28 protein-coding genes and 1 riboswitch are annotated in these 23951 nt (G+C 71.4%); of the genes, 15 read left to right on the top strand and 13 right to left on the bottom strand.

The features are described 5' to 3' along the window. Positions 1 to 706 precede the first annotated feature (706 nt). The 3 genes from HUT12_RS13900 to HUT12_RS13890 all read left to right on the top strand — a co-directional run bounded on the left by HUT12_RS13900 (position 707) and on the right by HUT12_RS13890 (position 1823). Entirely contained in the window at positions 707 to 1024 is a 318-nt protein-coding gene (locus tag HUT12_RS13900; RefSeq protein ID WP_176093648.1) for a MerR family transcriptional regulator, read from the top strand. A 28-nt stretch (positions 1025 to 1052) separates the two neighbouring features. Then, positions 1053 to 1421: a VOC family protein gene (locus HUT12_RS13895; protein ID WP_176093647.1), complete on the top strand. Its 369-nt coding sequence runs from the start codon at positions 1053 to 1055 to the stop codon at positions 1419 to 1421. A 114-nt stretch (positions 1422 to 1535) separates the two neighbouring features. Next, complete coding sequence (locus HUT12_RS13890; RefSeq protein ID WP_236145740.1) at positions 1536 to 1823, top strand: hypothetical protein; 288 nt, start codon at positions 1536 to 1538, stop codon at positions 1821 to 1823. A 62-nt stretch (positions 1824 to 1885) separates the two neighbouring features. Here HUT12_RS13890 and HUT12_RS13885 read toward each other — a convergent pair whose 3' ends face one another. After that, positions 1886 to 2719 carry an NAD(P)H-binding protein gene (locus HUT12_RS13885; RefSeq protein WP_176093646.1) on the bottom strand — a complete coding sequence of 278 codons (834 nt, stop codon included), beginning with the start codon at positions 2717 to 2719 and terminating at the stop codon, positions 1886 to 1888. Positions 2720 to 2808: 89 nt separating this feature from the next. Here HUT12_RS13885 and HUT12_RS13880 point away from each other — a divergent pair, with 89 nt between their 5' ends. After that, on the top strand, positions 2809 to 3819 hold the full coding sequence (locus HUT12_RS13880; protein ID WP_176093645.1) for an AraC family transcriptional regulator: 1011 nt from the start codon (positions 2809 to 2811) through the stop codon (positions 3817 to 3819). Here the strand turns inward: HUT12_RS13880 and HUT12_RS13875 are convergent. Then, positions 3729 to 4109, bottom strand: a complete 381-nt coding sequence (locus HUT12_RS13875) for a VOC family protein (protein WP_131053306.1) — start codon at positions 4107 to 4109, stop codon at positions 3729 to 3731. The two genes, HUT12_RS13880 and HUT12_RS13875, sit on opposite strands and share 91 nt — an antisense overlap. Positions 4110 to 4197: 88 nt before the next feature. Here HUT12_RS13875 and HUT12_RS13870 point away from each other — a divergent pair, with 88 nt between their 5' ends. From HUT12_RS13870 to HUT12_RS13855, 4 genes are read left to right on the top strand one after another with little or no spacing between them, the layout of a single operon-like run. Then, a complete protein-coding gene (locus HUT12_RS13870) occupies positions 4198 to 4596 on the top strand; it encodes a helix-turn-helix domain-containing protein (RefSeq protein WP_236145741.1) in 399 nt (132 codons plus the stop codon). Between the two features lie 52 nt (positions 4597 to 4648). Then, a complete protein-coding gene (locus HUT12_RS13865) occupies positions 4649 to 5239 on the top strand; it encodes a DinB family protein (protein WP_176093644.1) in 591 nt (196 codons plus the stop codon). A gap of 43 nt (positions 5240 to 5282) precedes the next feature. Continuing rightward, complete coding sequence (locus HUT12_RS13860; RefSeq protein WP_131053308.1) at positions 5283 to 5780, top strand: metallophosphoesterase; 498 nt, start codon at positions 5283 to 5285, stop codon at positions 5778 to 5780. A gap of 41 nt (positions 5781 to 5821) precedes the next feature. Next, the gene (locus HUT12_RS13855; protein ID WP_131053309.1) at positions 5822 to 6106 is read left to right on the top strand and encodes a DUF427 domain-containing protein; all 285 of its coding nucleotides are present in this window, start codon (positions 5822 to 5824) and stop codon (positions 6104 to 6106) included. On the opposite strand, the gene HUT12_RS13850 is transcribed toward HUT12_RS13855, so the two are convergent. The 3 genes from HUT12_RS13850 to HUT12_RS13840 all read right to left on the bottom strand — a co-directional run bounded on the left by HUT12_RS13850 (position 6090) and on the right by HUT12_RS13840 (position 8625). Then, positions 6090 to 6653, bottom strand: coding sequence for a hypothetical protein (locus HUT12_RS13850; RefSeq protein ID WP_176093643.1), 564 nt, complete (start codon positions 6651 to 6653; stop codon positions 6090 to 6092). The two genes, HUT12_RS13855 and HUT12_RS13850, sit on opposite strands and share 17 nt — an antisense overlap. Positions 6654 to 6800: 147 nt before the next feature. After that, positions 6801 to 7409, bottom strand: a complete 609-nt coding sequence (locus HUT12_RS13845; RefSeq protein WP_131053312.1) for a TetR/AcrR family transcriptional regulator — start codon at positions 7407 to 7409, stop codon at positions 6801 to 6803. Between the two features lie 58 nt (positions 7410 to 7467). Next, a complete protein-coding gene (locus tag HUT12_RS13840) occupies positions 7468 to 8625 on the bottom strand; it encodes a MalY/PatB family protein (RefSeq protein WP_254876819.1) in 1158 nt (385 codons plus the stop codon). Positions 8626 to 8690: 65 nt separating this feature from the next. Continuing rightward, positions 8691 to 8894, top strand: a riboswitch (cobalamin riboswitch). 39 nt (positions 8895 to 8933) lie between these two features. Between HUT12_RS13840 and bluB the strand changes: the two genes are divergently transcribed. Further along, positions 8934 to 9569 (top strand): 5,6-dimethylbenzimidazole synthase, encoded by a 636-nt coding sequence (gene bluB / locus HUT12_RS13835; protein WP_176093642.1) that lies wholly within the window; start codon positions 8934 to 8936, stop codon positions 9567 to 9569. A gap of 13 nt (positions 9570 to 9582) precedes the next feature. On the opposite strand, the gene HUT12_RS13830 is transcribed toward bluB, so the two are convergent. Next, the gene (locus HUT12_RS13830; protein ID WP_176093641.1) at positions 9583 to 10320 is read right to left on the bottom strand and encodes a VOC family protein; all 738 of its coding nucleotides are present in this window, start codon (positions 10318 to 10320) and stop codon (positions 9583 to 9585) included. Between the two features lie 159 nt (positions 10321 to 10479). Between HUT12_RS13830 and HUT12_RS13825 the strand changes: the two genes are divergently transcribed. From HUT12_RS13825 to HUT12_RS13810, 4 genes are read left to right on the top strand one after another with little or no spacing between them, the layout of a single operon-like run. Then, positions 10480 to 11115 (top strand): SipW-dependent-type signal peptide-containing protein, encoded by a 636-nt coding sequence (locus HUT12_RS13825; protein WP_217705996.1) that lies wholly within the window; start codon positions 10480 to 10482, stop codon positions 11113 to 11115. Between the two features lie 9 nt (positions 11116 to 11124). Continuing rightward, positions 11125 to 11757 carry a hypothetical protein gene (locus HUT12_RS13820; RefSeq protein ID WP_131053315.1) on the top strand — a complete coding sequence of 211 codons (633 nt, stop codon included), beginning with the start codon at positions 11125 to 11127 and terminating at the stop codon, positions 11755 to 11757. A gap of 12 nt (positions 11758 to 11769) precedes the next feature. Then, entirely contained in the window at positions 11770 to 13017 is a 1248-nt protein-coding gene (locus tag HUT12_RS13815) for a signal peptidase I (protein WP_176093640.1), read from the top strand. Then, positions 13014 to 13493, top strand: a complete 480-nt coding sequence (locus HUT12_RS13810) for a hypothetical protein (RefSeq protein ID WP_131053317.1) — start codon at positions 13014 to 13016, stop codon at positions 13491 to 13493. The genes HUT12_RS13815 and HUT12_RS13810 overlap by 4 nt, the downstream gene beginning before the upstream one ends. Positions 13494 to 13521: 28 nt before the next feature. Here HUT12_RS13810 and HUT12_RS13805 read toward each other — a convergent pair whose 3' ends face one another. Continuing rightward, on the bottom strand, positions 13522 to 14430 hold the full coding sequence (locus HUT12_RS13805; RefSeq protein ID WP_217705995.1) for a LysR family transcriptional regulator: 909 nt from the start codon (positions 14428 to 14430) through the stop codon (positions 13522 to 13524). Positions 14431 to 14540: 110 nt separating this feature from the next. Here HUT12_RS13805 and HUT12_RS13800 point away from each other — a divergent pair, with 110 nt between their 5' ends. Beyond that, a complete protein-coding gene (locus HUT12_RS13800) occupies positions 14541 to 15497 on the top strand; it encodes an FAD-dependent oxidoreductase (RefSeq protein ID WP_176093639.1) in 957 nt (318 codons plus the stop codon). Positions 15498 to 15597: 100 nt separating this feature from the next. Beyond that, entirely contained in the window at positions 15598 to 16152 is a 555-nt protein-coding gene (locus HUT12_RS13795; RefSeq protein ID WP_176093638.1) for a hypothetical protein, read from the top strand. On the opposite strand, the gene HUT12_RS13790 is transcribed toward HUT12_RS13795, so the two are convergent. The 6 genes from HUT12_RS13790 to HUT12_RS13765 all read right to left on the bottom strand — a co-directional run bounded on the left by HUT12_RS13790 (position 16139) and on the right by HUT12_RS13765 (position 23699). Beyond that, positions 16139 to 16516 (bottom strand): helix-turn-helix transcriptional regulator, encoded by a 378-nt coding sequence (locus HUT12_RS13790; protein ID WP_176093637.1) that lies wholly within the window; start codon positions 16514 to 16516, stop codon positions 16139 to 16141. The two genes, HUT12_RS13795 and HUT12_RS13790, sit on opposite strands and share 14 nt — an antisense overlap. Before the next feature lie 64 nt (positions 16517 to 16580). Beyond that, positions 16581 to 17102, bottom strand: a complete 522-nt coding sequence (locus tag HUT12_RS13785; RefSeq protein WP_254876818.1) for an SRPBCC family protein — start codon at positions 17100 to 17102, stop codon at positions 16581 to 16583. 111 nt (positions 17103 to 17213) lie between these two features. After that, complete coding sequence (locus tag HUT12_RS13780; RefSeq protein ID WP_131054581.1) at positions 17214 to 17855, bottom strand: response regulator transcription factor; 642 nt, start codon at positions 17853 to 17855, stop codon at positions 17214 to 17216. A 52-nt stretch (positions 17856 to 17907) separates the two neighbouring features. Further along, positions 17908 to 19884 (bottom strand): GAF domain-containing sensor histidine kinase, encoded by a 1977-nt coding sequence (locus HUT12_RS13775; RefSeq protein WP_254876817.1) that lies wholly within the window; start codon positions 19882 to 19884, stop codon positions 17908 to 17910. 55 nt (positions 19885 to 19939) lie between these two features. Continuing rightward, the gene (locus HUT12_RS13770; RefSeq protein ID WP_176093635.1) at positions 19940 to 20425 is read right to left on the bottom strand and encodes a hypothetical protein; all 486 of its coding nucleotides are present in this window, start codon (positions 20423 to 20425) and stop codon (positions 19940 to 19942) included. A gap of 169 nt (positions 20426 to 20594) precedes the next feature. After that, the gene (locus HUT12_RS13765; RefSeq protein ID WP_176093634.1) at positions 20595 to 23699 is read right to left on the bottom strand and encodes a hypothetical protein; all 3105 of its coding nucleotides are present in this window, start codon (positions 23697 to 23699) and stop codon (positions 20595 to 20597) included. Positions 23700 to 23951 lie beyond the last annotated feature (252 nt).

Below are 23951 nucleotides of genomic sequence, written 5' to 3'. Positions count from 1 at the left end.
GCACGGTCCGCTGGCATGGCTGGTCATGGAACGGTGATGGATCCGCCCGCATCCAAGCGCTCCTCGACGAGCTCCTCCGGTCCCGCGTGCCCCGCGCTTTTCCGCACTGACCGCGATACCGCAATGTCGGACCGTGACCGAGAAAATCTATGCCCGAAGCGCTAGACATTCGCTCCGGGCTTGGCTAGTGTTCCTGGTGTTGAGAGATGAGGTCCGAGAAAGACGCAGACGACCAAGACCGAGCATCACGCAGGGCCCGGACGTTCGCGGCTCGCTCGGCAAGCGGTGCAAGGACCTGCAACCGCAGCAGTAACCTGACGAGATTCCAGGTCAGGGGCAAGACGGGCAGGGCACTCGCCAGCCCGGCAGGACAGCTCGCCGCCCGTGTGCGGGGCCATGAAGTCGCGTGGGCTCCGACACCGGCGGGCAGCACGACACATGTGGAAGCAGAGGAAAGGGAGGGCTGAACACCGTTGGATCGCCCGCTGCCAGGACCCAGATGCAACTCTGGCGCGGACACCGCAGTTTCCATCGAACGAGAGGTGGTCTCCGGTCACGCTTATGCGATCCTCGCACCCCACGCCTCTGACGGCGTCAGGTGCGGACACGACAACCCGACGAATCAGTCGGTAGATGGTGTTTCCAACCCGTAACCCCGGGCCCCGGCGCTGACGCGCCGGGGCCCTCGTCATGGAGAGATTCGTATATGGCCCAACCCGATGACATGTTCGGCGACGACGACTACCCCGCCTACACGATGGGCCGCGCTGCGGAGATCACCGGCGCCTCGCAGGACTTCCTGCGCCGGCTCGACGAGGCGAAACTCATCGCCCCGTCCCGGTCGGCCGGTGGGCACCGCCGCTACTCCCGCTACCAGTTGCGGCTGGCCGCCCGGGCGCGGGAGATGGTCGACCAGGGCACTCCGCTGGAGGCCGCCTGCCGGATCATCATCCTCGAGGACCAGCTTGAGGAAGCCCGCCGGCAGAACGAGGCGTACCGGCGTCAACAGGAAGCCGGCACCTGAGTCGTACCCGTGTGAAGTAATGGTGGGCATGTCTCAGCAGACCTCGCACCGGCACCATGCCATCGACTACGTCGAGCTCACCGTCACCGACCTGGCCAACGCCAAGCGCTTCTACGCCGACGCGTTCGGGTGGCGGTTCACCGACTACGGGACCGCCTACGCCGGGATCCACGGTGCGACGCCCGGATCCGAGGTGGGCGGTCTGCGCCTGGACCAGCAGGTGCGGACCGGCGGTCCGTTGGTGCTGCTCTACTCGACCGACCTGGACGAGAGCGTCGAGGCCGTCCGGAAGGCCGGCGGTGAGGTGGTCGAGGGGCCGTACGACTTCCCGGGCGGTCGCCGCTTCCACTTCACCGACCCGAGTGGAAACGAGTTGGGCGTCTGGGCCGAGGCGTAGGGGTACTCGGACAGTGACGAGAGGTCGGTCGGGCCGGCCGGTCCTCTCGTCGTCGGCGGCACGCCACGGCGGGAGGGGCGCAATCGGGACCGGTCCCGGATACCCTTGCCGCATATGGCTACTTATCGCAGCGCCTCAGTGCTCCTTTCCGCAGACGGCACCCGGACCCCCGGCACCGCCGCGCTCTTCGCCGAGCCGGCCCGCAAGGGTGGGATCCCGCCGTGGGCGGGTGACTTCCGGCCGGCCAACAGCGCCGGCAACGGCCCCAAGAACGCGGTCGGGAAGACCTTCACGTTGGAACTGCCCGACGGCAGCACCGGCACGGTCGTGGTCCAGGGCCTCAAGCGCGGTAAGGGGGGCGTCGTCCTGGCGCTGATGGGCGAGGACGCACCCCCCTTCTGATCACGGAGACGGATCGCCGCCGCCTGTTGACAGCACCGGTGACAGACTGCGGCGGCGTTTCGTCACGACCAGGCGCCGGCCGCTGCGGCCCGCTCGGCGTAGGTGTCGAAGTGGATCGGTTCGCGCCCGAGGAGCCGCCGCACCGTGTCGGTCGGCTGGGCGAGATACCCGGCCCGCATTCCGGCGAACATGCTGTTCAGCGCCGTCGCGTCGGCCTCCGACCAGCCCTCGGCGAGCACCTCGGTCCGGTACTCCTCCGGCGTCAACTCCACGTACCGGATCGATCGGCCGGACGCCTCGGCGATCGTCGCCACCGCCTCGGCGAAGGTGAGTGCCCGCGCGCCTGACAGCTCGTACACCTGCCCGTGGTGGCCGTCCTCGGTCAGCAGGATCGCCGCGACGTCGGCGATGTCCTGGACGTCGATGAAGGGTTCCGGAGTCGCGCCCATCGGCAGGGCGAGGCGACCGTCGACCAACGGTTGGCGCCACAGGTCCTCGTCGAAGTTCTGGTGGAAGTTGTTCGGGCGGATGATCGTCCACTCCGCGCCGGAGTCGCGTACCGCCTGTTCCGCGCCGAGCATGCTCGGCGAGAAATCGGGGTCGAGCTTGTCGATGCCGCGTCCGCTGAGCGCCACGAAGCGGCCGACACCCCACGTCACCGCCGACGACACGAAGTCGTCGGCCACCGCCGGATCCGCCGGAGCAATCAGGTAGACGGCCGACGCTCCCGTCACCGCCGGCTGCCAGGTGTCCGGCTGCGTCCAGTCGAAACGTACCTCGCCCGAACGGGAAGCGGCCCGCACCTGCTCGCCGGACGCCCGCAGCGCGCGTACCAGTCGACGTCCGGTCTTCCCGGTCCCCCCGATGACGAGGATCTCGTTCGTTTCTTTCGTCATGTCCACGAGTCAACCCGCCCGGCCAGCGGCGGGACATGGCTCGTCGTACGCCCGGCATGTGCGATCGTCCGCACCCCTATGGTGGAGCGATGGACCCGTTCGACACGCTGCTGCGGGACGTCCGCGCCGAGGGTGCCGCCTTCGGCAGGTCGGTACTCTCGCCGTCGTGGGCGCTGCGGTTCACCGACGGCGCACCCCTGACGCTCTGCGTACCGCTGCGTGGCGAGGCGTGGATCGTCCACCCGGAACGCGACGAGCCGGTTCTGGTCCGGGTCGGCGAGGCTGTCGTGGTGCGGGGGCCGCAACCCTTCGTCCTCTCCGCCGAGCCCCGGTCGACCTTCCGACCCGACGAGCTGCGCGACGTCGACTGTCGCCAGTCGCCGGGCATCCGGACACCGGAACCGGAACCGGAACCGGACGAGCAGATGCTGCTCCTGGCCGGGGCGTACCACGTCCAGGGGCAGGCCCCGCATCGGCTGCTCGGAGTGCTTCCGCCGGTGCTGGTCGTACCGGACGACCACGACTGTTCGTCGCTCCGTGACTACCTGGACTTCCAACTCGGCGGGTGCCGCCCGGGTCGGCAGGTCGTGCTGGACCGTCTGCTGGACTGGCTGCTGGTCTGCACGATCCGGGACTGGTTCGACCAGCCGGGCGCCGAGGCTCCCCGCTGGTATCGGGCGCTGGGCGACGACACGGTGGGCCCGGTGCTCCGCGCCATGCACGACGCCCCCGGTGCGCCCTGGACGCTCGCCTCCCTGGCAGCCCGGGCCGGGGTGTCCCGCACGACGCTGGCCAAACGATTCACCGAGCTGATGGGTGAGCCACCGCTGACCTACCTGACCGACTGGCGGATGACACTCGCCGCCGACATGCTGACCGGCACCACCGCGACGGTCGCCGCCATGGCACGCCAACTCGGATACTCCGACGCCTTCGGCTTCAGCACGGCCTTCAAGCGTGTCCACGGGGTGAGTCCCCGCGAGCACCGCAGGCTCGCGCAGTCCGGGAGTCAGGTGGCGGTGACGATACGGTCGACCAGTTCCGGCACCCACTCGACGTACTCGACCTCGGCCCCTCCGGCATGCCGGACGTACAGGTAGCGGCCGGTAGGGCTGGTCGCCTCCGGCGTGGTGATCACGCCACCCTCGGCGGTCAGCGCGGCCACGACGGCATCCAGATCGTCGACGACGACGGTCGCCGAGGCGTGCGCGTAGCGGGCGCGTTGCGCTGGTGGGCCGGCGATCACCAGGAAGTCACCGAGCGCGGCCAACTCGACCGAGTCGAAGCCGAACCGCAGATCCGGCTCCGCGCCGACCAGGGTCCGTAGCGACGGCAGCGAGGTGTCGAGGTCGTCCACCCAGAGCCGGGCGTACGTCTTCAGGACGGTCATGTCAGCTCCTGTACGTTGACGTCGTCGACCAGACCGTAGGCCCGCACGACGGCCGGGGTAAGTACGCACCTTTCGGTAACCGGTGCGGGTGAAGGAGCAGCGGCACGTGGACGAGCCGTCTCCCGGTACGCCGACGGCGGCGCAGGTGGCCCAGGTGCACCTGGTGGCCATTGAGGTGTTCGGCGTGGTCGGCACCAAATGGGCCCTGCCGGTCATGGAGGCCATCGGCACCGACACGCGTCGCTTCGGTGAACTGCACCGCAAGGTCACCGGCATCAGCCACCGGCTGCTGACCGCGACGCTTCGTCAACTGGAGCGGAACGGGGTGGTCGACCGGACGCTCCACCCCACCGTGCCGCCTCGCACCGATTACCGGCTCACCCCTGCCGGTCTGGAACTCCATCAGACGATCAACGGGTTCTGCCGGTGGAGCCGCCGTCATCTGGACGACGTCCTGGCCTCCCGCCGCCGGTTCGAACAGACGTGACGCCGTCCTCTCCGGCCGCGCGGTGGCGGCCCGGACGAGGAAGACTGCGGGTATGGCTGACGAAGACGACGCGAAGGCGGCGCTGTTGCACTACCTGCAGGCAACGCGCGACGACCTGATCTGGAAGCTCGACGGACTCAGCGAACGCGAAGTCCGACTCCCCCGCACGCCGACCGGCAACAATCTGCTGGGGATCGTCAAGCATGCGCTGAACACCGAAGCCGGCTACTTCGGTCCCACCTTCGGTCGCGCGTTCCCGACCCCGGAGGAACTCGTCTCCGAGTCGGATTTCGACGAGGACCCGCAGGCGGACTGGTACGCGCGGGAGGACGAGACGAAGGACGGCCTGATCGACCTGTACCGCCGCGTCGCCGTCTTCGCCGATCAGACGATCACCCGGCTACCGCTGAACGCGGTGGGACAGGTGCCATGGTGGCGGCCGGAGCGGCAGGCGGTGACGTTGCACCGGGTCATCGTCCACGTGACCTGGGACCTCGCGCGTCATGCCGGGCACGCCGACATCCTGCGCGAGCAGCTCGACACGAGAATCGGCCTGCGGCAGGAGAACACCAACATCCCGACCGACTATCCGTGGCCGGATTACCTCGCCAGGTTGACCCGACTGGCCGACCGCTTCGCCTAGCACCTGGCCGGTCGCCGTGTGCGGACGGGGTTACGCTGGCCGGGTGCGGTTGGTCATCATGGCGGACACCCACCTGCCGAAACGTGCCCGGGACCTGCCGGCCGAGCTGTGGGCGGCCGTCGACACCGCCGACCTCGTGATCCACGCCGGCGACTGGGTCGACGCGTCGTTGCTGGACGACCTGGAGCGACGTCGTGCCCGACTGATCGGCGTCTTCGGCAACAACGACGGCCCCGAGTTGCGTACCCGGTTGCCGGAGATCGCCCGCGCGGACGTCGACGGCCTGCGGATCGCGGTGGTGCACGAGACCGGTCCGGCCGGCGGCCGGGAGCGGCGGTGCGCGGCCCGGTTCCCCGACTGCGACCTGCTCGTGTTCGGGCACTCCCACATCCCCTGGGACAGCGAGGCGCCCGGTGGCCTGCGGTTGCTCAACCCCGGTTCGCCGACCGACCGGCGGCGCCAGCCGTACGCGACGTACCTCACCGCCGAGGTGACCGAGGGTCGGCTCGACGCCGTGACGCTGCACGAGGTGCCGCGCTGACACGGGGTGAACCGGCGCGCGGATCGGCATAGTCTGGGCCCATGCCGAAAGCGATCTGGAACGACCTGGTCATCGCCGAGAGCACGGACACCGTCGTGGTCGAGGGTAACCACTACTTCCCCCGCGCGGCGCTCCGCGACGACCTGTTGCGCGAGTCCGACACGCACACGCACTGCCCGTGGAAGGGCACCGCGTCCTACTACACGCTCGATCACGACGGGAAGACCAGCGTGGACGCCGTCTGGTACTACCCGGAGCCGTTGCCGGAGGCGGAGATGGTCCGGGACCGGGTCGCGTTCTGGAAGGACGTCACGGTCGTCGGGTGACCACCACCGCGGTCACCCAGAGCACGATGGCCGCGCCGAACGAGGTGACGGCCGCCGCGAGTTCCGGCATTCCCATGACGTAGGCGCCGAAGGACACGACCGCCACCAGGGCGAGTGCGAGTGCTGTCCACACGTACTCGCGTTGGCGGAGGATCGCGACGAGCGGCACGAAGTGCGCCGCGACGATGACCAGGACGAGGGTGGGGATCAGCCTCGGGTGTCCGGTCGGCACGGCGACCAGGCAGACGCCGCCGATCAACAGTCCCTGTACGACGCCGACTCGGTTGAACCGGCGCATCCAGGACGCCGACAGTCGGCGGTGGTCCTGCGGTCGAGGCCGGGTCATCCCCAGGGCGAGGACGGTGGCGGTGATCACGGTCGCGGCGACGAGCAGCGGGATGCGCGCGGCGGCGGGCGCGGGGTGCAGGCCGGAGACCGCCCAGAGCAGGGCGAAGCCGGCGAGGACGAGGGTCCCGGTGCGGGCCAGGGCACGCTCGGACACGGCGACGTCCTCGGTGCGCGTGCGGGTTTCTCCGGTGTCGGTCATGACGTCCCTTCCCTGGTCACGGAGCCGGGCAGCAGGTCGTGGGCATGGCTGCCGTTCGCTCGCAGGACGGGTGGTGAACTATCGCTCAGCATAGTGAACGTTTGTGCACCCGTCGAGTCGAGGGTCTGCCCGACTCGACGACGTCACTCAGCCGTCGGCCGGGACGGGCTCCTGGATCGCGGTGCCGGAGTAGAGCCGGTCGATGGTGCCCCACCAGCGCCGCAGGCCGTCGTGGCCCATCGGATCGGTGCCGAGCACGTCGGTGATGCGGTCGCGCAGCAGGATGATGGAGAGCTCGTGGGCCAGCAGCACGACCGCGAGCTGTGCCCGGTCCACGTCCGGGGCGACCGCGCCCGCGTCGGCCATCCGGTGCATGAGCGAGTCGGCGAACCCCTGCAGCATCCGGTACGCCTCGACCGAGCGCGACGTGGTGCCGACGAGCAGGTGCGCGAGATACCGGGTGGCCGACGGGGAGGACAGCGCGTCGGCCGACGCGAGGAAGCGGTCGGGCGGGCCGGAACCGGCTGTCTCGGCGAGTGCCTCCAGCGCGTTGCCCAACACGCCCAGCACGTGCGCGTCCACGGCGGCGACCAGGCCCTCCCGCGACCCGTAGTGCTTGATGATGAGCGACTGCGAGACTCCCGCGCGCTCCGCCACCTGCTTGAGCGACGCGGCCGCCGGCCACTGTTCGCCGAAGAGTTCCAGGGCCGTGTCCCGAATGATCGCCTTGGCGGTGCGATCCTCGGGTGCATACATGTTCACCACAGTAGCAATCCCGGCGTTCGCTGCGAACGGGCCGGCAGTGCCACCGGCGTCAGGTCAGTGCCCCGGCCATCCGCCGCACTCCTTCGGCGACCAGCTCGGGGGTGGTGCCGAGGTTGAATCGCGCGTGTCCCGCTCCCCCGGTGCCGAAGACGGGGCCGGGACTGAGCGCCACCCGGCCGCGTTCGAGGAAAGTCGCGGCGGGGTCGTCACCGAGGCCGAGGGCGCGGCAGTCGAGCCAGGCCAGATAGGTGCCCTCGCCAGGGCGGTATCGGACCGCGGGAAGGTGTTCGGCGAGTAGCCGGGCGAGGAGACGACGGTTCTCGTCGAGATCGGCCAGGAGGGCGTCGAGCCATCCGCCGCCGTCCCGCAGGGCGGCGACGTGGGCCAGCACTCCGACATGGCTGGGGCTCTCGTTGACCCAGGCGGGGATGCGGGCGAGATCGTCGACCGCAGCGGGTCCGGCGACGGCGACGGCGGCCTTGAGACCGGCGAGGTTCCAGGCCTTGGACGCGGAGATCACCGAGAAGCCGTTCTCGGCGCCCGGCACGCTCAGGTACGGCGTGAACCTCGCCCCGGCCAGCACCAGCGGCGCGTGGATCTCGTCGACCACCACACGCACACCATGCCGGTCCGCCAGTGCGGCGACCTCGGCGAGTTCGTCGGCGGTGTGCACGGTGCCGGTCGGGTTGTGCGGGCTGCACAGCAGGTACGCGGGCCGGGAGCCACGACGTGCCGCGCGCCGGAACGCGTCGTCCAGGACCGTCATGTCGATCCGGCCGTCCGTGCCGAGCGGGGCCTCTTCGATGGGGCGACCGGTACGCCCCACCACCTGGTAGAACGGCGCGTAGACCGGGCAGTTGACCACGACAGCGTCCGTCCGGCCGCAGATCACGTCGAGGACCTCGACGATGCCGCTCATCACGTCCGGGACCATCGTGGTGCGGTCCACGGCGATGCCGTCGAAGTCCCAGCGGTCGCGGGCGAAGTTGGCGAGCGCCTCGGCGTAGGCGGTGCCGGCGGGGTAGCCCGTGTCACCACGTCGGACGGCCTCTGTGATCGCGTCGACGACCGGCCCGGCCAGCGGCGCGTCCAGTTCCGCCACGAACATCGGCAGCACGTCGCCCGGGTGGGCGCGCCACTTCTCGCTCGTCCGCTTCCGGAGCTGATCGAGGGTGAGCTGCCGCAGGGGCGTGGTCTCGGAGGTCACGGCACCGAGACTAGTGACTCGATCGGGCAGCGCCGACGGACGACGGTGTCCGGTAGGGTGCTCGGCGGCACGAACTGTTGCGAGGTGCCCCGCCGGTGGTGGGGAGAATCGGGAAGCCGGTGAGAGTCCGGCACGGGCCCGCCGCGGTGACCGGGGAGCTGCCGCCCACGCGCGTCACGCGCAGCCACTGGCCCGGCTCGGGCCGGGAAGGCGGGCGGTGAGGTGACGATCCGGAAGTCCGAAGACCGGCCTCGCGCCTGGTTGCCCTGCCGTGAGGGCAGGGCCTGGAGCGCAGCGGGAGCCTGCCCATGTTCGACGATGTGTACGAGGTCATCCACGCCCGCCGGGACGTACGGGGCGAGTTCACCGGCGCGCCGATCCCGGCCGAGGTCCTCGATCGGGTACTGGCCGCCGCGCATGCCGCGCCCAGCGTCGGTCTGTCGCAGCCGTGGGACTTCATCCTGGTCCGCGATCCTGGGTTGCGGGCGGAGTTCCACCGCCACGTGCAGCAGGAACGGGACGTCTTCGCCGCCGGTCTGCACGGGGAGGAGGCGCGCCGGTTCAGCCGGATCAAGATCGACGGGGTGGTGGAGTCGACGCTCTCCGTCGTGGTGACGTACGACCCGGACCGGGGGTCCCCGACGGTGCTGGGTCGGCACGCCATCGCCGACGCCGGCCTGTACTCGGTGTGCCTGGCGATCCAGAATCTGTGGCTGGCGGCCACGGCCGAGCGGCTCGGCGTGGGGTGGGTCTCGTTCTACCGGGAGCCGTTCGTGCGGGACCTGCTGCGGATCCCGGCGGGTGTCCGCCCGGTGGCCTGGCTGTGCCTGGGTCCGGTCACCCACCTGGAGCAGGTGCCGGACCTGGAGCGACACGGCTGGCGGCAGCGCCGTCCCTGGCAGGCAGCGGTGCACCGGGACCGGTGGGAGCCGTCGGACCGCTGATCCCGGGTGCGCGTCAGCCGGGGGCGAGGAGGCAGAACTCGTTGCCCTCCGGGTCGGCCATGACCGTCCACGGGAGATCGTCGCGGCCCACGTCCACGGTGGTGGCGCCCAGTGTCCGCAGCCTGTCCACCTCGGCCTGCGGGTCGTCACCGGGATACGGGCGGACGTCGAGGTGGACCCGGTTCCAGCCGGTCTTCACGTCGGGCGTGCGGAGGAAGTGCAGGTACGGGCCCACGTCGGCGGCGGAGCGCAGGACCGCTGCGCGGTCGGTGACGTCGTGCACACGCCAGTCCGTGGCGGTGCTCCAGAAGTCGGCCATGGCGCGCGGGTCCGCGCAGTCGACCACGACGGCGGCGACCGGTCCGACGTCCTGGAGCGTCGGCCGGGGTTCCAGGACGCAGAACTCGTTGCCCTCCGGGTCGGCCATCACCGTCCACGGGACGTCGCCCTGACCCACGTCGGCGGGGGTGGCACCGAGTTCCTTCAGACGCGCGACCGTCGCGGCGTGATGGTCCGCCGAGGTGGTGGCGAGGTCGAGGTGTACCCGGTTCTTCGCCGTCTTGGGTTCTGCGGAGACGACGAGGTCGACGAAGACGGCGACCGGGTCGGGATAGTCGACACCCTCGGGTTCGAGGTTGGTGACGCCTGGCTCCTCGCTGGAGATCCCCCAACCGAGAGCCGCCGCCCAGAAAGCGCCCAGCGCGGAGTCGTCCCGGGCCTTCATGTTGATCTGCACGAGTCGCGTTGCCATCCGGCGATGCTAGCGGCATCGCGAAACGAATTCGATTTACTTGATGCCGGTCGATACACCTCCGTGAAGTTTCGGAATTTATGCCCGACTTGTCCGCATTAGAGCTTTATCGTGTCCCTGCGTGACAGCACGCCAACGGGGATGCACGAGGAGGACAAGTTGACTGGACCGACAGGGATGACGACGGGCGAGTCGAGCAGTCGAGGAGGTCGTCGCAAGCTCAAGGCGATCCTGGCCGGCGGGCTCGCGCTCGGCCTCGGCGCCACGATCACCCTCGCCGCCTGGAACGACTCCGAGTACGCCTCGGGCACGTTCACCGCCGGTAGCTTCAGCATGGAGGGCAGCACGGACGGCACCACCTACGCCGAGCACCCGACCGCCGGCACGGCGGCGGCGTTGGCGTTCAGCACGGGCTTCGACAACATGAGCCCGGACGACGTGGTCGCCGCACCGTTCGCGGTGCGCCTGACCGCGGCCACGACGTACGACGCGACCGTCACGGTGGCCTCGGCCACCCCCGCACCGCCCACCTTCGTCGGGCTCACCTACGGCATCGCGACCGTCCCGACGTTCGGCGACTGTGCTCCGACACCCACGACTCCGACCTGGATCGTGGCCGAGGGCACCGCACTCGACTCGGTGACCGGCGCGGTGTCGTTCAACCTGACCCAGGGCACTCCGCCCACGACACCCGGCGCTCCGGTGTTCCTGTGCTTCGTCGTCACGGCGGACGCCGGTCTGGTGCAGGGCACGTCGGTCACGGAGACCTGGCAGCTCCTCGCCGAATCCGTGTAGGTGGTGGCCGTGGTCAACCGTCGCACGCCGGCCGGGACACCACGGCTCCGCCGGACCCGTGCCGTACTCGCCGGTGCCCTGGTCATCGGCCTGGGCACGACGTCCACGCTCGCCGCGTGGACGGACGGCGAGTACGGCACCGGGTCGTTCGCGGCCAGTGTCTTCGGCACCGAGTCGCAGACCGCGTCGAGTACCTGGGCCAGCCACACCCCGGCGGTGAACGCCGCGACGCTGGCGTTCACCGCGACGGCGATGTCCCCCTCGGTCTCGTTCTACGCCTACCTCGACATCCGGACGACAGCCACGACGAACGTCGGCGGCACGGTGGCGCTGACCGGTTCGTCCAACAACGCCGGTGCCCTGCTGCCGGTACTGGAGTACCGCGTGGTGCGGACCGCCACCACCAGCACCACCTGCGCGGCCGCCGCCTTCACCGGTACGCCGACATGGATCGTCGGGCCCAGCTACCTGGGCATCACCTCGGTTCCCGGGTCGCCGGTGTCGTCGGCCATCACGGCGCCGGCCGGCGCGACGCCACAGTTGCGGTTCTGCTTCGAGGCACGTGTGCAGTCCGGAGCCGGCAACGCGTACCAGGGCACCACCGGTGCGGTCACCTGGGAATTCACTGCCACGTCTACGTAAAGGACCGGTCGGATGGTGGGACCAGCGCGTCAGCGGCGTCGACTCCTCGCGAGGGTCGGCGATCTGGCGCTGACCCTGCTCGCCGTCGGCGGAACGGTGTGCGTCGTCCTCGTCCCGCTGGCGTTCTTCTTCGACATCTCGCTCATCCTGTTCAAGACCGGGTCGATGAGCCCGAGCATCCCCGCCGGATCACTGGCGGTGGTGCGGGAGATCCCCGCGTCCGAGGTCGTCGTGGGAGACGTCGTGACCGTCGACCGTTCGCCGCTGGCACCGATCACCCACCGGGTGGTCGAGATCGCCGACGGGGGTGGGTCCACGCGCCTGCTCACCCTGCGCGGGGACGCGAACGACTCCAACGACACCGCTCCGTACGCGGTGACCCACGTACGGCTGGTCGAGTGGTCGGCGCCCCGGCTCGGGTACGCGGTCCGCACCGTGTCGAACGTGTACGCGATGAGCGCGATCACGATCAGCACCGCCGCGATCGTGACCTGGGCCTTCTGGCCGCGCAGCGAGCCCCGGCCACCGGCTCGCCATCGGCGGACGGGGCCGGACGGGGCGACACCGGATCGAGAGACGGGCGCGCACCCGAGTTCGACCCTGCGATGCCTCCTTCTGGCCGTGGCGGTGCTGCCCGGTGTCACCGCTGCGGTGCTCGCGGCACCGAGCCCGGCCCGCGCCGACCCGACCGAGGAGGTCATCCGGAGCCGGTACCTCACCCTGGTCTCGATCGGTGACGAGGCGCGGATGACCACCATGTCGCCGGAGGAACCCGTGCCCTGGCAGGTGGGTGTCTCGGCACACGCGCCGCAGCCGGGCACGGTGACCATCTCGCTGTCGGCCTCCGGCCCGCTCGCCGCCAGGCCGGACGGACTCCAGGTGACCGCCGCCGTCTGCCCGCAGCGGTGGGTGAAGGGCGGCTGCCCCACCGGCCAGGAGAAACAGGTCCTCGCGGACGGTCCGGCCACCAGGTTGACCACGGCACCGGTCACCATCGACTCGATGCGCGCCGATCAGCAACGGTGGGTCCTCGTCACCGCGAGCCTGCTCGCCGGCGCGACGGCCGCCGGGTCGGCGGACCTGGTCGTCACCGCGACCGGGTTCGGCGACCGGGCCTCGGCCGGCGGCACGGTCGGCCCGCTTCCGCGCACCGGACCCGACCTGCGGACACCGTCGGCCGTCGGGGCCGGTGCGCTGCTCGCCGGCCTCCTGCTCGTGCTCGCCGTACGCCGACGCCGCATCCGGGTGGGGCGGCCGTGAGGCGTCCGGGCAAGCCGGCTCGACCAGCCACCGCACAGGTCGGGCGCCGGTGGCTCGCGGGTACGGCCGCCCTGGTGCTCGCCTTCACCGTCGGGGTGCTCGCGCCGCCGCGATCGACGATGGCGGCGTGGACCGGCACCGAGTACGGCCAGGGGACCCTCCAGGCCGGCACCGTCAGTCCACCGACCAACCTGCAGTGCAGCGCGGGTACGCTCACCCCGCCGACCTTCACCTGGACACTGCCCGTCGGGGGCCTGACCCGCAGCGGCTTCACGTGGTCGCTGTCCGGCAGCTTCACCGGCGGCGGGACACTCGGTCCCACGGCCACCAGCGTCACCGTCCCCGGCGGGCTGCTCTCCATCGGCACCGGCACCTTCCGACTGGTCGCGAACGGACCCGGCGGTTGGACGTCGACGCAGGTCACCGGCTCGCTCGGCATGCTGACCGCGGTGCTCTACACCTGCAGCGTGCCGTAGGCCCTGTAGCAGGGCGACGGCGGCGGGCTCAGGGCTGGCCGAGCAGCGCGAGAAACCGGCGCAAGGCCGGGTTCGTGCTGTCCCGGGGCCAGGCGAGGGCGACGTCCACGGTGGGTGTCGGGGCGGTGAAGCGGCGCAGGCGTACCCCGCGCATCCGTAGTGCGCGTGCGCGACCGGCCGGGACTGCCGCGACCACGTCGCCCTGCGCCACCGCCCGCAGCAGCTGCTCGTCGTCCGGCTCCTGCCGGACGAGCCGGAAGCCGCCGTGCGGCCAGACCTGTGCGATCGTCCGGTCGAACATCCCGGGGCCGTTCTCCCGGGGCCACATCACGGCCGGCAGGTCGACCACCTCGGCGCGGCTGATCCGGCGGCGACCGGCGGCGAGAGCGTGCCCTGCGGGCAGCGCCAGCAGCAGTTCCTCGGTGTCGACGGTCCGGCAGGCCAGCGCCGGTTCGTCGAGTGGCGGGCGGACGAACGCCGCGTCGAGCCGGCCGGCCAGCAGTCCGGCCACGTTCGGTGCCGTCCAGGCCGTCTCCGGGACCACCTCGACCTGCGGGTGGGCGACCCGGAACCGGGCCACCAGGTCGTCGACCCGGCCGCCGCGCGCCGAGCGGGTGTACGCCAGGCGCAGCCGGCCGCCCCGTCCGCCCGCCAGGCCCCGGATGCGGGCGGTCGCCGCGTCCACCTCGGCGAGCAGCCGCGCGGCTTCGTCGGCGACCCGCGCGCCCACCTCGGTCAGCGTGCAGCCCCGGCTGGTGCGGCGCACGAGCGGCACGCCGAGCTGACGTTCCAGCGCGCGGATCTGCTGGCTGAGCGCGGGTTGGGCGACGTGCAGCCGCGCGGCGGCCCGGGTGAAGTGCAGTTCCTCGGCGAGCACCGCGAAGTACCGCAGTCGGCGCAGGTCGGACCAGGCTTCTCGGGCCGGCACGTCGGACATGGAGCCACCATAAGCGCCGCTTATCGCCGACTGCCCCATGTCGTCTTGGACGTCAGCGTGGCGTCACCGCCACGATTCGAGACAGGCGGCACGACAGACGGGAGCGAGCGATGGCGGCAGCGGCGGACGTGGTGGTGGTCGGCGGCGGCATCGTCGGGATGACGGTGGCCGTCACCCTGGCGCGACGCGGGGCACGGGTGGCCGTGCTGGCGGCGGACGAACCGGCGGACACGGTGTCGGCGGTGGCCGCCGCGGTCTGGTATCCGAGCCACACCGACGAGGACCCACGGGTGTCGGACTGGGCACGCCGGACCCGGATCGAGTTGAGCCGCCAGGCGGCCGACGGCGTGCCGGGGGTGGTCGACCGGCCGACCCGGATGCTGCTGCGCGGCCCGGACACCGGGCCGCCGTGGTGGTCGGCGGCGTGCGCGGACCTGGTGGCGGAGCCGGCGACGCCGCCGTACACGGCAGTGCTGCGGTTCACCGCTCCGACGGTGGAGATGACGCCGTACCTGGCCTGGCTCCGGCAACGGTTGGAGGCCGACGGTGGGCGGCTGCTGCGCCGCCGGGTGGACCGGCTCGCCGACGCGTTCGACCTCGCGCCGACGGTCGTCAACGCGACCGGCCTGGCCGCCGGCCGGCTCGCCGCCGACCCGGCCGTGTACCCGGTGCGCGGGCACCTGGTGTTGGTGGCGAATCCGGGCCTGACCGTCTCGGTACGCGACGAGGACGACCCGGCGGGGATCACCTACGTGCACCCGCGCCGACACGACGTGGTTCTCGGCGGCACGTACCAGCCGGGCGTGGGGCACACCGCGCCCGACCCGGACACCGCGACGGCGATCCGACGGCGCTGCGTCGCCCTCGTGCCGGAACTGGCCGACGCCCCGGTGCTCGGCGAACGGATCGGACTGCGTCCGGCACGCCACGGCGGCCCCCGGGTAGAGCTGGACCGGTCGATCGGTTCCGGGCATCGGCTCGTGCACGCCTACGGCCACGGCGGAGCCGGGGTCACGCTGTCCTGGGGGTGCGCCGACGAGGTGGCCGATCTCGCGGTGGGCGGTTGAGCGGGACACCGACCTCGGCGCCGATCCGGGAAGGGCTTGACGCTCCGCACGGCATCGAGCAAAGTCGATTTATATAGCTGTCTTGACACGGGGAGGACACATGAAGGCCCTCGTCACCACCGTCTCGGCCGCGGCCCTGCTGTTCCTGGCCACAGGCAGCGCCCCCGCCGATCCACCGCCGACCGACGCGCCCTGCACCGGGCAGGTCCACGCCAACCCCGGGTTCGAACGCGGCACCACCGGCTGGACGGCCGGCCCCCGCATCGTCGTACTCGGTGACGCGGCGCGGCCCGCCCACTCCGGCCGCGCCTACGCCACCTTCGCCGGGCTGGACGTGACCCGGTCGGATCTGCTGCGGACCACCCTCACCGTGCCGTCCGAGTGCGACCTGACGGTCCGCTTCCGGGTCCGGACCACGACCACGGAGAGCAGCCGGAGCGACTACCTGAACGTCGGGCTGGCGGTCACCGGGATACCCCCGAAGACGAGATTCTCACTCGCCTTCGACGGTGGGGCACAGTGGCGCGAGTACGCCATGTCGAGCGGGACGGCGACGGTCGAGCGCACCGCGACGGTCAGCTTCCTCGCCAGCGAGACGGCCGGCAACGGCGTCACGACCTTCGACCTCGACGACGTGACCTTCACCCTGAGCTGACGCCGGAGTGGCCGTCGCGGCCGGGCTCGGACGCCTCCTCGGCGTCCGACATCGCGGCGAGGACCTCGTCGAGGCGCTGGTAGCGCTCCTCGGCCCGCTGGCGGTACCGCTCGATCCACCCGGCCATCAGGTCCAGGACCTCCACTTCGAGGTGGGCGGGCCGGCGACGCCCGTCCCTGCCACGGGTCACCACGCCGGCCTCCTCCAACACCGCGAGGTGCTTGGCCACGGCCTGGAGGCTCATGTCGAACGGCTCGGCCAGCTCGGTCAGCGTGGCGTCCCCGGCGGCGAGCCGGGCCACGATCCGCCTGCGGGTCGGGTCGGCCAGGGCCGAGAAGACGGGCGACAACGTGTCCGCGCTCATGTCGGCCGCCGTCGCACGGCGATGCCCGGCGGTCCGACGGCTTCCGCCACATCGGTCTCACGCATCATGCGACCCGTTCGACCAGCAGACCGTCGAGCTGCTCGTAGCCCTCACGAACCCCGACCTCCATACCCGAGGCCAGGAACGCGTCCCGATCCTCGAACGAGTCGACGAGCGAGGTGGCGGTCAGCCGGGTGCGCCCACCCAGGTCCTCGAAGGAGAGTCGTTCCAGCGCGACGCCGTCGGGCATCCCCTCGAAGGTGAAGGTCTGGACGATCAGCTCACCCGGCCGCACCTCGTGGAAGCAGCCCCGGAACCCACCCTCGAACCCCTCGGTCTGCTGGACGTAGCGGTACGATCCGCCGCTCCGGCAGTCCCACGTGTCGATCACGGTCGCGATGTCTCGCGGACCGATCCAGCGCGCGAACAACTCGGGATCGGTGTGCGCCCGGAACACCGCGTCCGGCGGGGCGTCGAACTCGCGGGTGATGATCACCTGAGGGACCGTGGGGTCGGCCACGATCCGGGTCTCACGGGTGCTGGCGGTCATGGTGGTGCTCTCCTTCGCGGCAACGTCGACAAGCATGTTGAACTGCTATTTCAACTACGCGGTTGAGCATCGCAGTACGCCCCGATGATTGTCAACCAATTGGTTGAGTAACTTCGGTCGGGTCTCGTCCGCCGCCGAAGACGGCTCTCAGAGACCGACGTCGCGGGCGAGGAGAGCCGCCTGGACCCGATCGGAGACCCCTAGCTTGGCGAAGACCGCGGAGAGCTGGTTGCGGACCGTCTTCTCGCTCAACCCGACCCGGCGGGCGATACGGGCGTTGGTCTCGCCGGCCGACAGGTACCGCAGGATGTCCCGTTCGCGCGGGGTGAGCTGGTTGAACGGTGCGGGCAGTTCCACCGGCCGGCGCTGCAGGTCGGCCAGCACCCGAGGGCCGACCCGGGGGCCGAGCACGAGTCCACCGCCGGCCACGGTGCGCAGCGCGTCGACGATCACGTCCGGGTCGGTGTCCTTGAGCAGGTAGCCCCGGGCGCCCGCGTGCAGCGACCGGCTCACCACCTCGTCGTCGTCGGCCATGGTGAGCATGAGCACGGCCGTCGCCGGACGGTCCCGCACGATCCGGCGAGTGGCCTCGACGCCGTCGCCGTCGGGCAGACCGACGTCCATGGCGACCACGTCGACCGGCTCGGTCATCACCAGCCGGATCGCCTCGGCGCAGGTGGCGGCCTCCAGCACCGCGCTGACCCAGCCCTCCCCCTCCAGCATGATCCGCAGTCCACGGCGGACCACCGGATGGTCGTCCACGATCAGCACCCGACCCTGTCCGGACATCTCTCTCGCCCCACTTCCGGCCCGACCGCCTCGACCGGCCCGGCTCATGGTGTCAGCCGGGTCCGTCCACCGGAACGGGGGCCGACGCGACCGGCTGGAACGGCAGGCGTACCCGTACCAGGGTGCCCTGCGGTGCGCGGTCCACCAGGTCGCACTCGCCGCCCAGTTCGGCGGCGCGTTCGCGCATGGAGTCCAGACCGACGCCGCCCGGGCGTCGGGCGCGGACACCGACACCGTCGTCGCCCACCTCGACGACCAGGGCGCGACCCCGGCGTACCACCACGTCGCAGGTGGTGGCCTGGGCGTGCCGGGCCACGTTGGCCAGTGCCTCACCGACGATGCGGTACGCCGCCACCTCCACGGCGGCGGGCAACCGGTCCAGTTCGTCCTCCACCCGCAGGCGCACCGACAGGCCGGGGCCGTCGAAACGCTGGCACTCCGCCCGTAGGGCCGATTCCAGCCCACGGTCCAGGGCGGGTGGGCGTAACTGGTCGACCAGTTGGCGTACCTCCGCGGTGCAGGTCCGGAGGTCCTCGGCGAGCCCGTCGAGGATGCCGACCAGTCGCTGCCGGTCGGTGGCGAGCTTGCGGGCGGCCCGTACCTGCATGGACATGCCGGCGAAGGTGGGACCGAGCCCGTCGTGCAGGTCGCGACGCAGCCGGCGGCGCTCCTCCTCCCGTGCGGTGACCAGTCGCTCGCGAGAGGCCCTCAGGTCCCGGATCAGGCGCGCGGTCGCCGCCGCCACCGAGGCGTGCAGGGCGACGTCGCTGAGCAGGCGTCGCTCGACGGAGGTGAAGCGGGTCCCGGGGGTACGGTGTGCCACCACCAGCGAGCCGACGCGCTCGCCGTGGGTGACCATGTCGAACCGTTCCACCGAACCGGTGGGCCGGCCGTGTTCGGCGTGCACCTTCTGGGGCCGATCCGGGTCGTGGTCGGCGGTCAGCTCGACCGCGACGTAGGGCACCTGGAGGGAGCCGGCGACGGTCCGGGTGAGCAGCGGCAGCACGGCCTGCGGCTCGACGGTCCTCTCCAGCAGGTCCCCGAGGCGGGCCAGGACCGCGTACGGCTCGTCGCGCTCCCCGTAGAGCAGGCGGTTGACGCCGCGCTGCACCCGGTGCCGCAACGGTTCGAAGGTCACCGCGATCAGCCCGGTGGTCACCAGCGAGGCGTTCGAGGTGTCGCCGCGCAGCACCAGGTCGCGCAGCAGGCTCACGGTGGAGACGAAGGCCACGATCAGCAGCAGGCTCATCACCAGCCAGACCAGCGTGCGGTTGATCACCTGTTCCAGGCCGTAGAGCCGGTAGCGCAGCACGGCGAGGGTCATCGCCCCGGGAATGGCGATCACCATGAGCACCCAGGCGCCGGAGAGGTTGAGCGCGTCGAGCACCAGTCCGAGCAGGAACAACACCGCGGCGGCGAGCAGGCAGGCCAACTGCTGGCGGGTCTCGCCGGTGGCACGCCGCCAGCGACCGGCCAGCGCGACCAGCACCGCCAGCAGCGCCAGCACCTCGACGCCGATCGCCAGCAGCGCGATCTGCACCAGCGTACGGGCCTGGGCGGTGGCGGCCGGCTCGGCCGAGAGCAGCAGCCGACGGGGGTCGCTGAGCGCGGCAACCGCCAACGCCACGGTGGCCACGACGGTGGTGACGACGATCAGGTACGCGACCAGACGCCACCGCCGTCCCGGCAGCCGGCCGTCGGGGAAGACCAGCAGGGCGAGGATGACCAGTCCGTACGGCGGCCACCAGAGCCACTGCCCCACCCAGGCGACCGGAGTTATCCCGGACCAGCTCAGCGACAGGGCGGCGACGGCGGCGGTGAGTCCGGCCGCGGTCATCAGCCGCCCGACCGGATGGCCCGGCACACCGGCGAGCACCAGCGTGCCGAGCGCGGTGAACGCGGCGGCCATGCTGGCGGTCACCGCGACCGGGCCCTGGGCGGCGGCGTCCCGGCTCCACAGGTGGCCGATGACCACGAGCAGCGCGACGGCCGTCCCCGCCACCGCCAGGGCCCGACGGCGGACGGTCACTGGTGGCGGGGTCGGCGACAAAGGAGCCTCCGGGACGGGTCGGAAAGGGGTCGGGTCAGCGAGCCCAGCCCGCCGCGTGCATGGCATTGTGCAGCAGGTTGCCCCGATGGCCGTGTGAGTGCCACGGCAACGCGTCGACGACGTCGGTGAAGTTCGGAGCGTCGCAGTCGGGCAGGTCGGAGAGCACCTCCTCGACGTCGATCCGGTGGTCGCCGAGCACCTGCGGGCGTTCCCGGACGAACTGCTCGACGTGCGCCAGCACCGCCTTGAAGCGTTCGCGCAGGACCTCCGGCGCGGCCGGGCGGTGCGACGGGTGCAGTTCCACCAGCTGCCAGTCCTGCGAGAAGGCCGGGATCAACTGCCGGCCGGTCGGGTCGAAGAACTCCACCGGGCCGTCGAGCTTGTCGTAGTGCCTCTGCTCGTCGAGCAGTTCGGCGAGGTTGCGGTAGACGTGGCAGAAGGTGTCGTCGCCGGCCACCAGCACGATGCGCGGGTCGGTGTCGGCGGAGGCACGGTCCGGTTCACGAGTGGGCAGGGTCATGGTGGTCTCCTCAGGATCACGCGAAGCGTAGACACGCGCGGGGTCCACGGTGGCACCGTCGCGGGTGTCGCGTTCGTCGGCGAAGGTCCGACCTGCCCATCGTCACCCGGTGGGTGTCCCGCCGACCCGGGGCGGATGTCCCGGGTCGGCGGGATCGTGGCCCGTCCGGTCAGCCCAACCGGATCGCCCGACTGGCCGCACGGGTCATGTCGGCCGTCGCGGTGACGTCCGGCAGCCCTTCGACGTGCGCCTTGGCCTTCACCCGCCCGGACCAGTGGGCGTACCGGGCGGCGAGCTGGTTGGCCCGCAGCTCGGCGGCGCCGAACAGGCAGGCGCTGAGCGGGTCACGGGGTGCGCCGCTCGTGGCCTGCGGGCAGCCGGCACCGTACTGGCCCTGGTTGGCCAGGGGGTTGAACCCGGACTGGTCGCCGCCGCACGGGTCCCAGCCGTCGTGCTGCGTGCAGCCGGCGTAGTTCGCCAGCGCCTGCGCCATCGCGTTGTGCAGGTGCCGGTTGGCGGACTGGTCGGCGTCGCTGCGGGGCCGGGCCCAGTCGGCCGGCAGGCCGTGGCTGCCGAAGAGCAGCCCGCGCAGGCCGTCGTCGGACTCCAGGGCAGTGCCCCAACCCAGCTCGGTGTACGCCTGGAGCAGCCGCAGCGCGTTGGAGACCTTCTTGCCCTGCTGCCACAGCGCCTTCGCCGAGTCCCAGGTGCCGGGGTCCGGCGCGGCGGTGCCGGAGCCAGCCAGCATGACCCGGTAGAAGTACTTCTGCCGGCCGGCGAGCATGCTGGCGGCCTTGGCCCGGGCGGTCGCCGTCTGGGCGTCCACCGCCGGGATCGCGGCGGACTCGAAGGCCGTCCGATAGGTGGTGTTCCACCGCTCGTCGAGGAACTTGCGCTCGTCGTAGCAGTAGCCGTCGGGAATCTCGGAGCGGACGCTCCAGGAACAGTAGACGCCGATCGGGAAGACCCGGGTGGCACTACGGACCTGCTGCCAGTCCCCGCCGGCCCACTTCACCCGGGACCGTACGGTGATCTGCAGGTCGCCGCTGGTGGTGTGGAAGCGGGGCCCCGGGTTCTCCACCACGTTGACGAACTGCGCCTCGTAGCAGCTCGTGAAGGAGGGCCGGTGGGCCGGCGGCAGGCCGTGGGCGGCCAACTGGAACGGGTTCGGCAGGGTGTTGTGCCGCAGGGTCGCCGGGACGGCGCGGTTGCCGAGAGTCCCGGTGCAGGGGCCGATCGAGCCGGTCTCGCCGATCCGGTTCCCGGCGGCGATCTGCTGGTCCGGGCTGCCCCACATGTCGTACTCGGGGATCACGTCGCTACCGTTCCAGAGCACCGCGCGGCGGACGTTGTCGACCTGGTCCCGCCAGCCGTTCATGGCGGTGCGGTAGTCGTCGACCAGCGCGGTGAACAGAGCGTTGGTGGATCCGTCGTCGGTCGGCTTGCTGAACTGCCGGACCCGCTCGTTGATCTCGTCACCGGCCAGCGCCACCGCCTCGGCCCGCCCGGTGTCGATGCGCCTGGCGTACTGCGGGTTCTGCAGTTGCAGGATGTTGTAGGTGCGGGCGGCGGTCTTCCAGGCGGCGGCGTTGGCCACCGGTCCGGTGGTCCAGGCGCCGCCGACCCGCTGACCGGCCCACTGGGTCAGGTAGTTGATCGAACCCTCGGGCAGGAAGAGGTCGAGCTGCGAGACCGGATCGGCGGTGCTCGTCCCGGCCGGGACGGTGAAGGTGCCCTCGGCGGCGGCGCGCAGCGTGGCGAACTCGAACGTCGGCGACTCGGCCTTCGGGAAGTACGTGTTGATGTAGTCCGGGATCGGTTCCCCGGTGATCTCCTTGTGGTGCACGTAGGTGGTGATGACCGTGTTCAGCGGGTCACGGGCGATGTTCTGCAACGCCACGTGGGTGGCAAGGGCCATCGCGTCGACCTTGCGTTCGATGGTCTGCAACTGGGTGGCGATCCGGCCGAGGTTGGCGTGGACCTGGTCCAGCGACCGGGTCAGTGCGTCGAGCTGGGCGACCAGGTTGGCGTACATCTCGCCGAGCGCCGCCTCGATCCGGTCGAAGCGCCGGTCCATGCCCTGGGCCAGGCGGTTGATCTGGTCCCGGAGCTTGCCGATCTCGGCCTGCACGGCGGCGTTCGGGTCGCCGCCGCCGGCGAACAGACCGATCAGGCTCACCGCCGCGCCGAGCAGGTTACCGGTGAGCACCGCGGTGCCCATGGCGACGGCGGCGGTGCTCAGCCCCTGGCCGAGCACGGTGGTCATGTAGGTGTTGATGGCGGTGACCGAGGTGACGATCGCCTTGCCGATGGTCTCCAGTTGCTTGCCGAACTTCTTGTCGTGGAAACCCATCACGGTGGAGAGCACGCTGACCGTGGAGCCGAGCCCCTCGAAGATCGTCTTGTTCTCGGCGGTCTTGCGCTTCTCCTCGTCGATGACCGCCGCGGTCGGCTTCGGGTCGCCGTTGAGCGGGTAGGTCGCCGCCCTGGCCACCACCTCGTCGGCCCGGGCGCGTCCGCCCGCGTCCAGCACGGCCAGCGCCGCGTAGGCACGGTCCTGCACCAGCGCGCGGAAGGCGGCCGGGTCGTCGCGCTCGTCCCGGATGGCGGTCAGCGGCACGTAGTGGCCGAGCGTGCCGGCGTTGCCGTCCGGACGCGGTTCGTGGATGCGGGTGGCCAGCAACGTGTCCACCGGGGTGCGGACCGCCGTCTTGGTGCGGCCGGTGAACGCGGCGTCCCACCCGACGGTCAGCGGGTCGTCCACCTTCGCCCGTCGGTGCAGCTCCATCCAGGTCTCGCGGACGACGTCGCGGGACTTCGCGTTCCACGCGGCGTCCTGGTAGCCGCCCCGGACCAGGTTCAGCATGTCCGGTACGACGTTGGCGCCCTCGGCGCCGACGGTGCTGTCCAGGAAGGTCCGCACCGTCGGGCCGGTGAGCACCGCGCCGCTGCTCGGGGTCTCCCCCAGCCGCGCGAGCAGGGCCATCGCCAGGGCGAAGCGGGACCGCTCCTCCCCGCTGCCGTCGGGCGCCACCGTGGCGACGGCCGCGCGGGTGCCGTTGGCGTGTGCCGCCACCTGGGCGGCGTCGGCGTTCGGGTTCGCCGTACGCCAGTCCAGCAGTTCGGCGGTGAGCAGGGCGTCGGTGAGCCCGGCGGCACCGTTGTCGTGGAGCTGCACCACGGCAGCGAAGAGCGCACCGTGCACGGTGTGCTCGTCGAACGGCACCTGCTCGACCGCCCGCGCCGGAGTCTGGTGCATGGTCACGGTCAGCATCGCCGCGATCCCGACGGCACACCACCGTCCGAGGGTGCCCCGGCGTCCCGGGGGCCTGCCGTGTCGGCCGGGCGGTCTGCCCGACCCCTTCGCCGCTGTCGTCACCACGTGTTCCTCCCAAGACCGGGACCGGACGGGCCGGGCCGCATCGAACCTGACCGTTCCGAGGCTGGTGGGCGGGACGTCCCGGAGGGCAGGGACGACCGCCCGGCGTCCAGGGACATCTGTACCGGCGGGGTGCCGGGTCATGCG

Origin of the sequence: Verrucosispora sp. NA02020, from assembly GCF_013364215.1 — a bacterium.
Classification (GTDB): Bacteria; Actinomycetota; Actinomycetes; order Mycobacteriales; family Micromonosporaceae; genus Micromonospora.
Note: the sequence above shows the minus strand (reverse complement) of the source record. Positions and strands in the feature narration are given on the sequence as shown.

Coding starts and splice junctions, on each gene's coding strand:
- HUT12_RS13895 (WP_176093647.1), top strand. CDS start 1,053: ATGTCTCAGCAGACCTCGCACCGGCACCATGCCATCGACTACGTCGAG.
- HUT12_RS13785 (WP_254876818.1), bottom strand. CDS start 17,102: ATGCTTGTCGACGTTGCCGCGAAGGAGAGCACCACCATGACCGCCAGC.
- HUT12_RS13875 (WP_131053306.1), bottom strand. CDS start 4,109: ATGACCGTCCTGAAGACGTACGCCCGGCTCTGGGTGGACGACCTCGAC.
- bluB (WP_176093642.1), top strand. CDS start 8,934: ATGTTCGACGATGTGTACGAGGTCATCCACGCCCGCCGGGACGTACGG.
- HUT12_RS13890 (WP_236145740.1), top strand. CDS start 1,536: ATGGCTACTTATCGCAGCGCCTCAGTGCTCCTTTCCGCAGACGGCACC.
- HUT12_RS13900 (WP_176093648.1), top strand. CDS start 707: ATGGCCCAACCCGATGACATGTTCGGCGACGACGACTACCCCGCCTAC.
- HUT12_RS13805 (WP_217705995.1), bottom strand. CDS start 14,430: ATGTCCGACGTGCCGGCCCGAGAAGCCTGGTCCGACCTGCGCCGACTG.
- HUT12_RS13865 (WP_176093644.1), top strand. CDS start 4,649: ATGGCTGACGAAGACGACGCGAAGGCGGCGCTGTTGCACTACCTGCAG.
- HUT12_RS13800 (WP_176093639.1), top strand. CDS start 14,541: ATGGCGGCAGCGGCGGACGTGGTGGTGGTCGGCGGCGGCATCGTCGGG.
- HUT12_RS13845 (WP_131053312.1), bottom strand. CDS start 7,409: ATGTATGCACCCGAGGATCGCACCGCCAAGGCGATCATTCGGGACACG.
- HUT12_RS13765 (WP_176093634.1), bottom strand. CDS start 23,699: ATGCTGACCGTGACCATGCACCAGACTCCGGCGCGGGCGGTCGAGCAG.
- HUT12_RS13815 (WP_176093640.1), top strand. CDS start 11,770: ATGGTGGGACCAGCGCGTCAGCGGCGTCGACTCCTCGCGAGGGTCGGC.
- HUT12_RS13850 (WP_176093643.1), bottom strand. CDS start 6,653: ATGACCGACACCGGAGAAACCCGCACGCGCACCGAGGACGTCGCCGTG.
- HUT12_RS13830 (WP_176093641.1), bottom strand. CDS start 10,320: ATGGCAACGCGACTCGTGCAGATCAACATGAAGGCCCGGGACGACTCC.
- HUT12_RS13885 (WP_176093646.1), bottom strand. CDS start 2,719: ATGACGAAAGAAACGAACGAGATCCTCGTCATCGGGGGGACCGGGAAG.
- HUT12_RS13855 (WP_131053309.1), top strand. CDS start 5,822: ATGCCGAAAGCGATCTGGAACGACCTGGTCATCGCCGAGAGCACGGAC.
- HUT12_RS13790 (WP_176093637.1), bottom strand. CDS start 16,516: ATGAGCGCGGACACGTTGTCGCCCGTCTTCTCGGCCCTGGCCGACCCG.
- HUT12_RS13880 (WP_176093645.1), top strand. CDS start 2,809: ATGGACCCGTTCGACACGCTGCTGCGGGACGTCCGCGCCGAGGGTGCC.
- HUT12_RS13770 (WP_176093635.1), bottom strand. CDS start 20,425: ATGACCCTGCCCACTCGTGAACCGGACCGTGCCTCCGCCGACACCGAC.
- HUT12_RS13795 (WP_176093638.1), top strand. CDS start 15,598: ATGAAGGCCCTCGTCACCACCGTCTCGGCCGCGGCCCTGCTGTTCCTG.
- HUT12_RS13780 (WP_131054581.1), bottom strand. CDS start 17,855: ATGTCCGGACAGGGTCGGGTGCTGATCGTGGACGACCATCCGGTGGTC.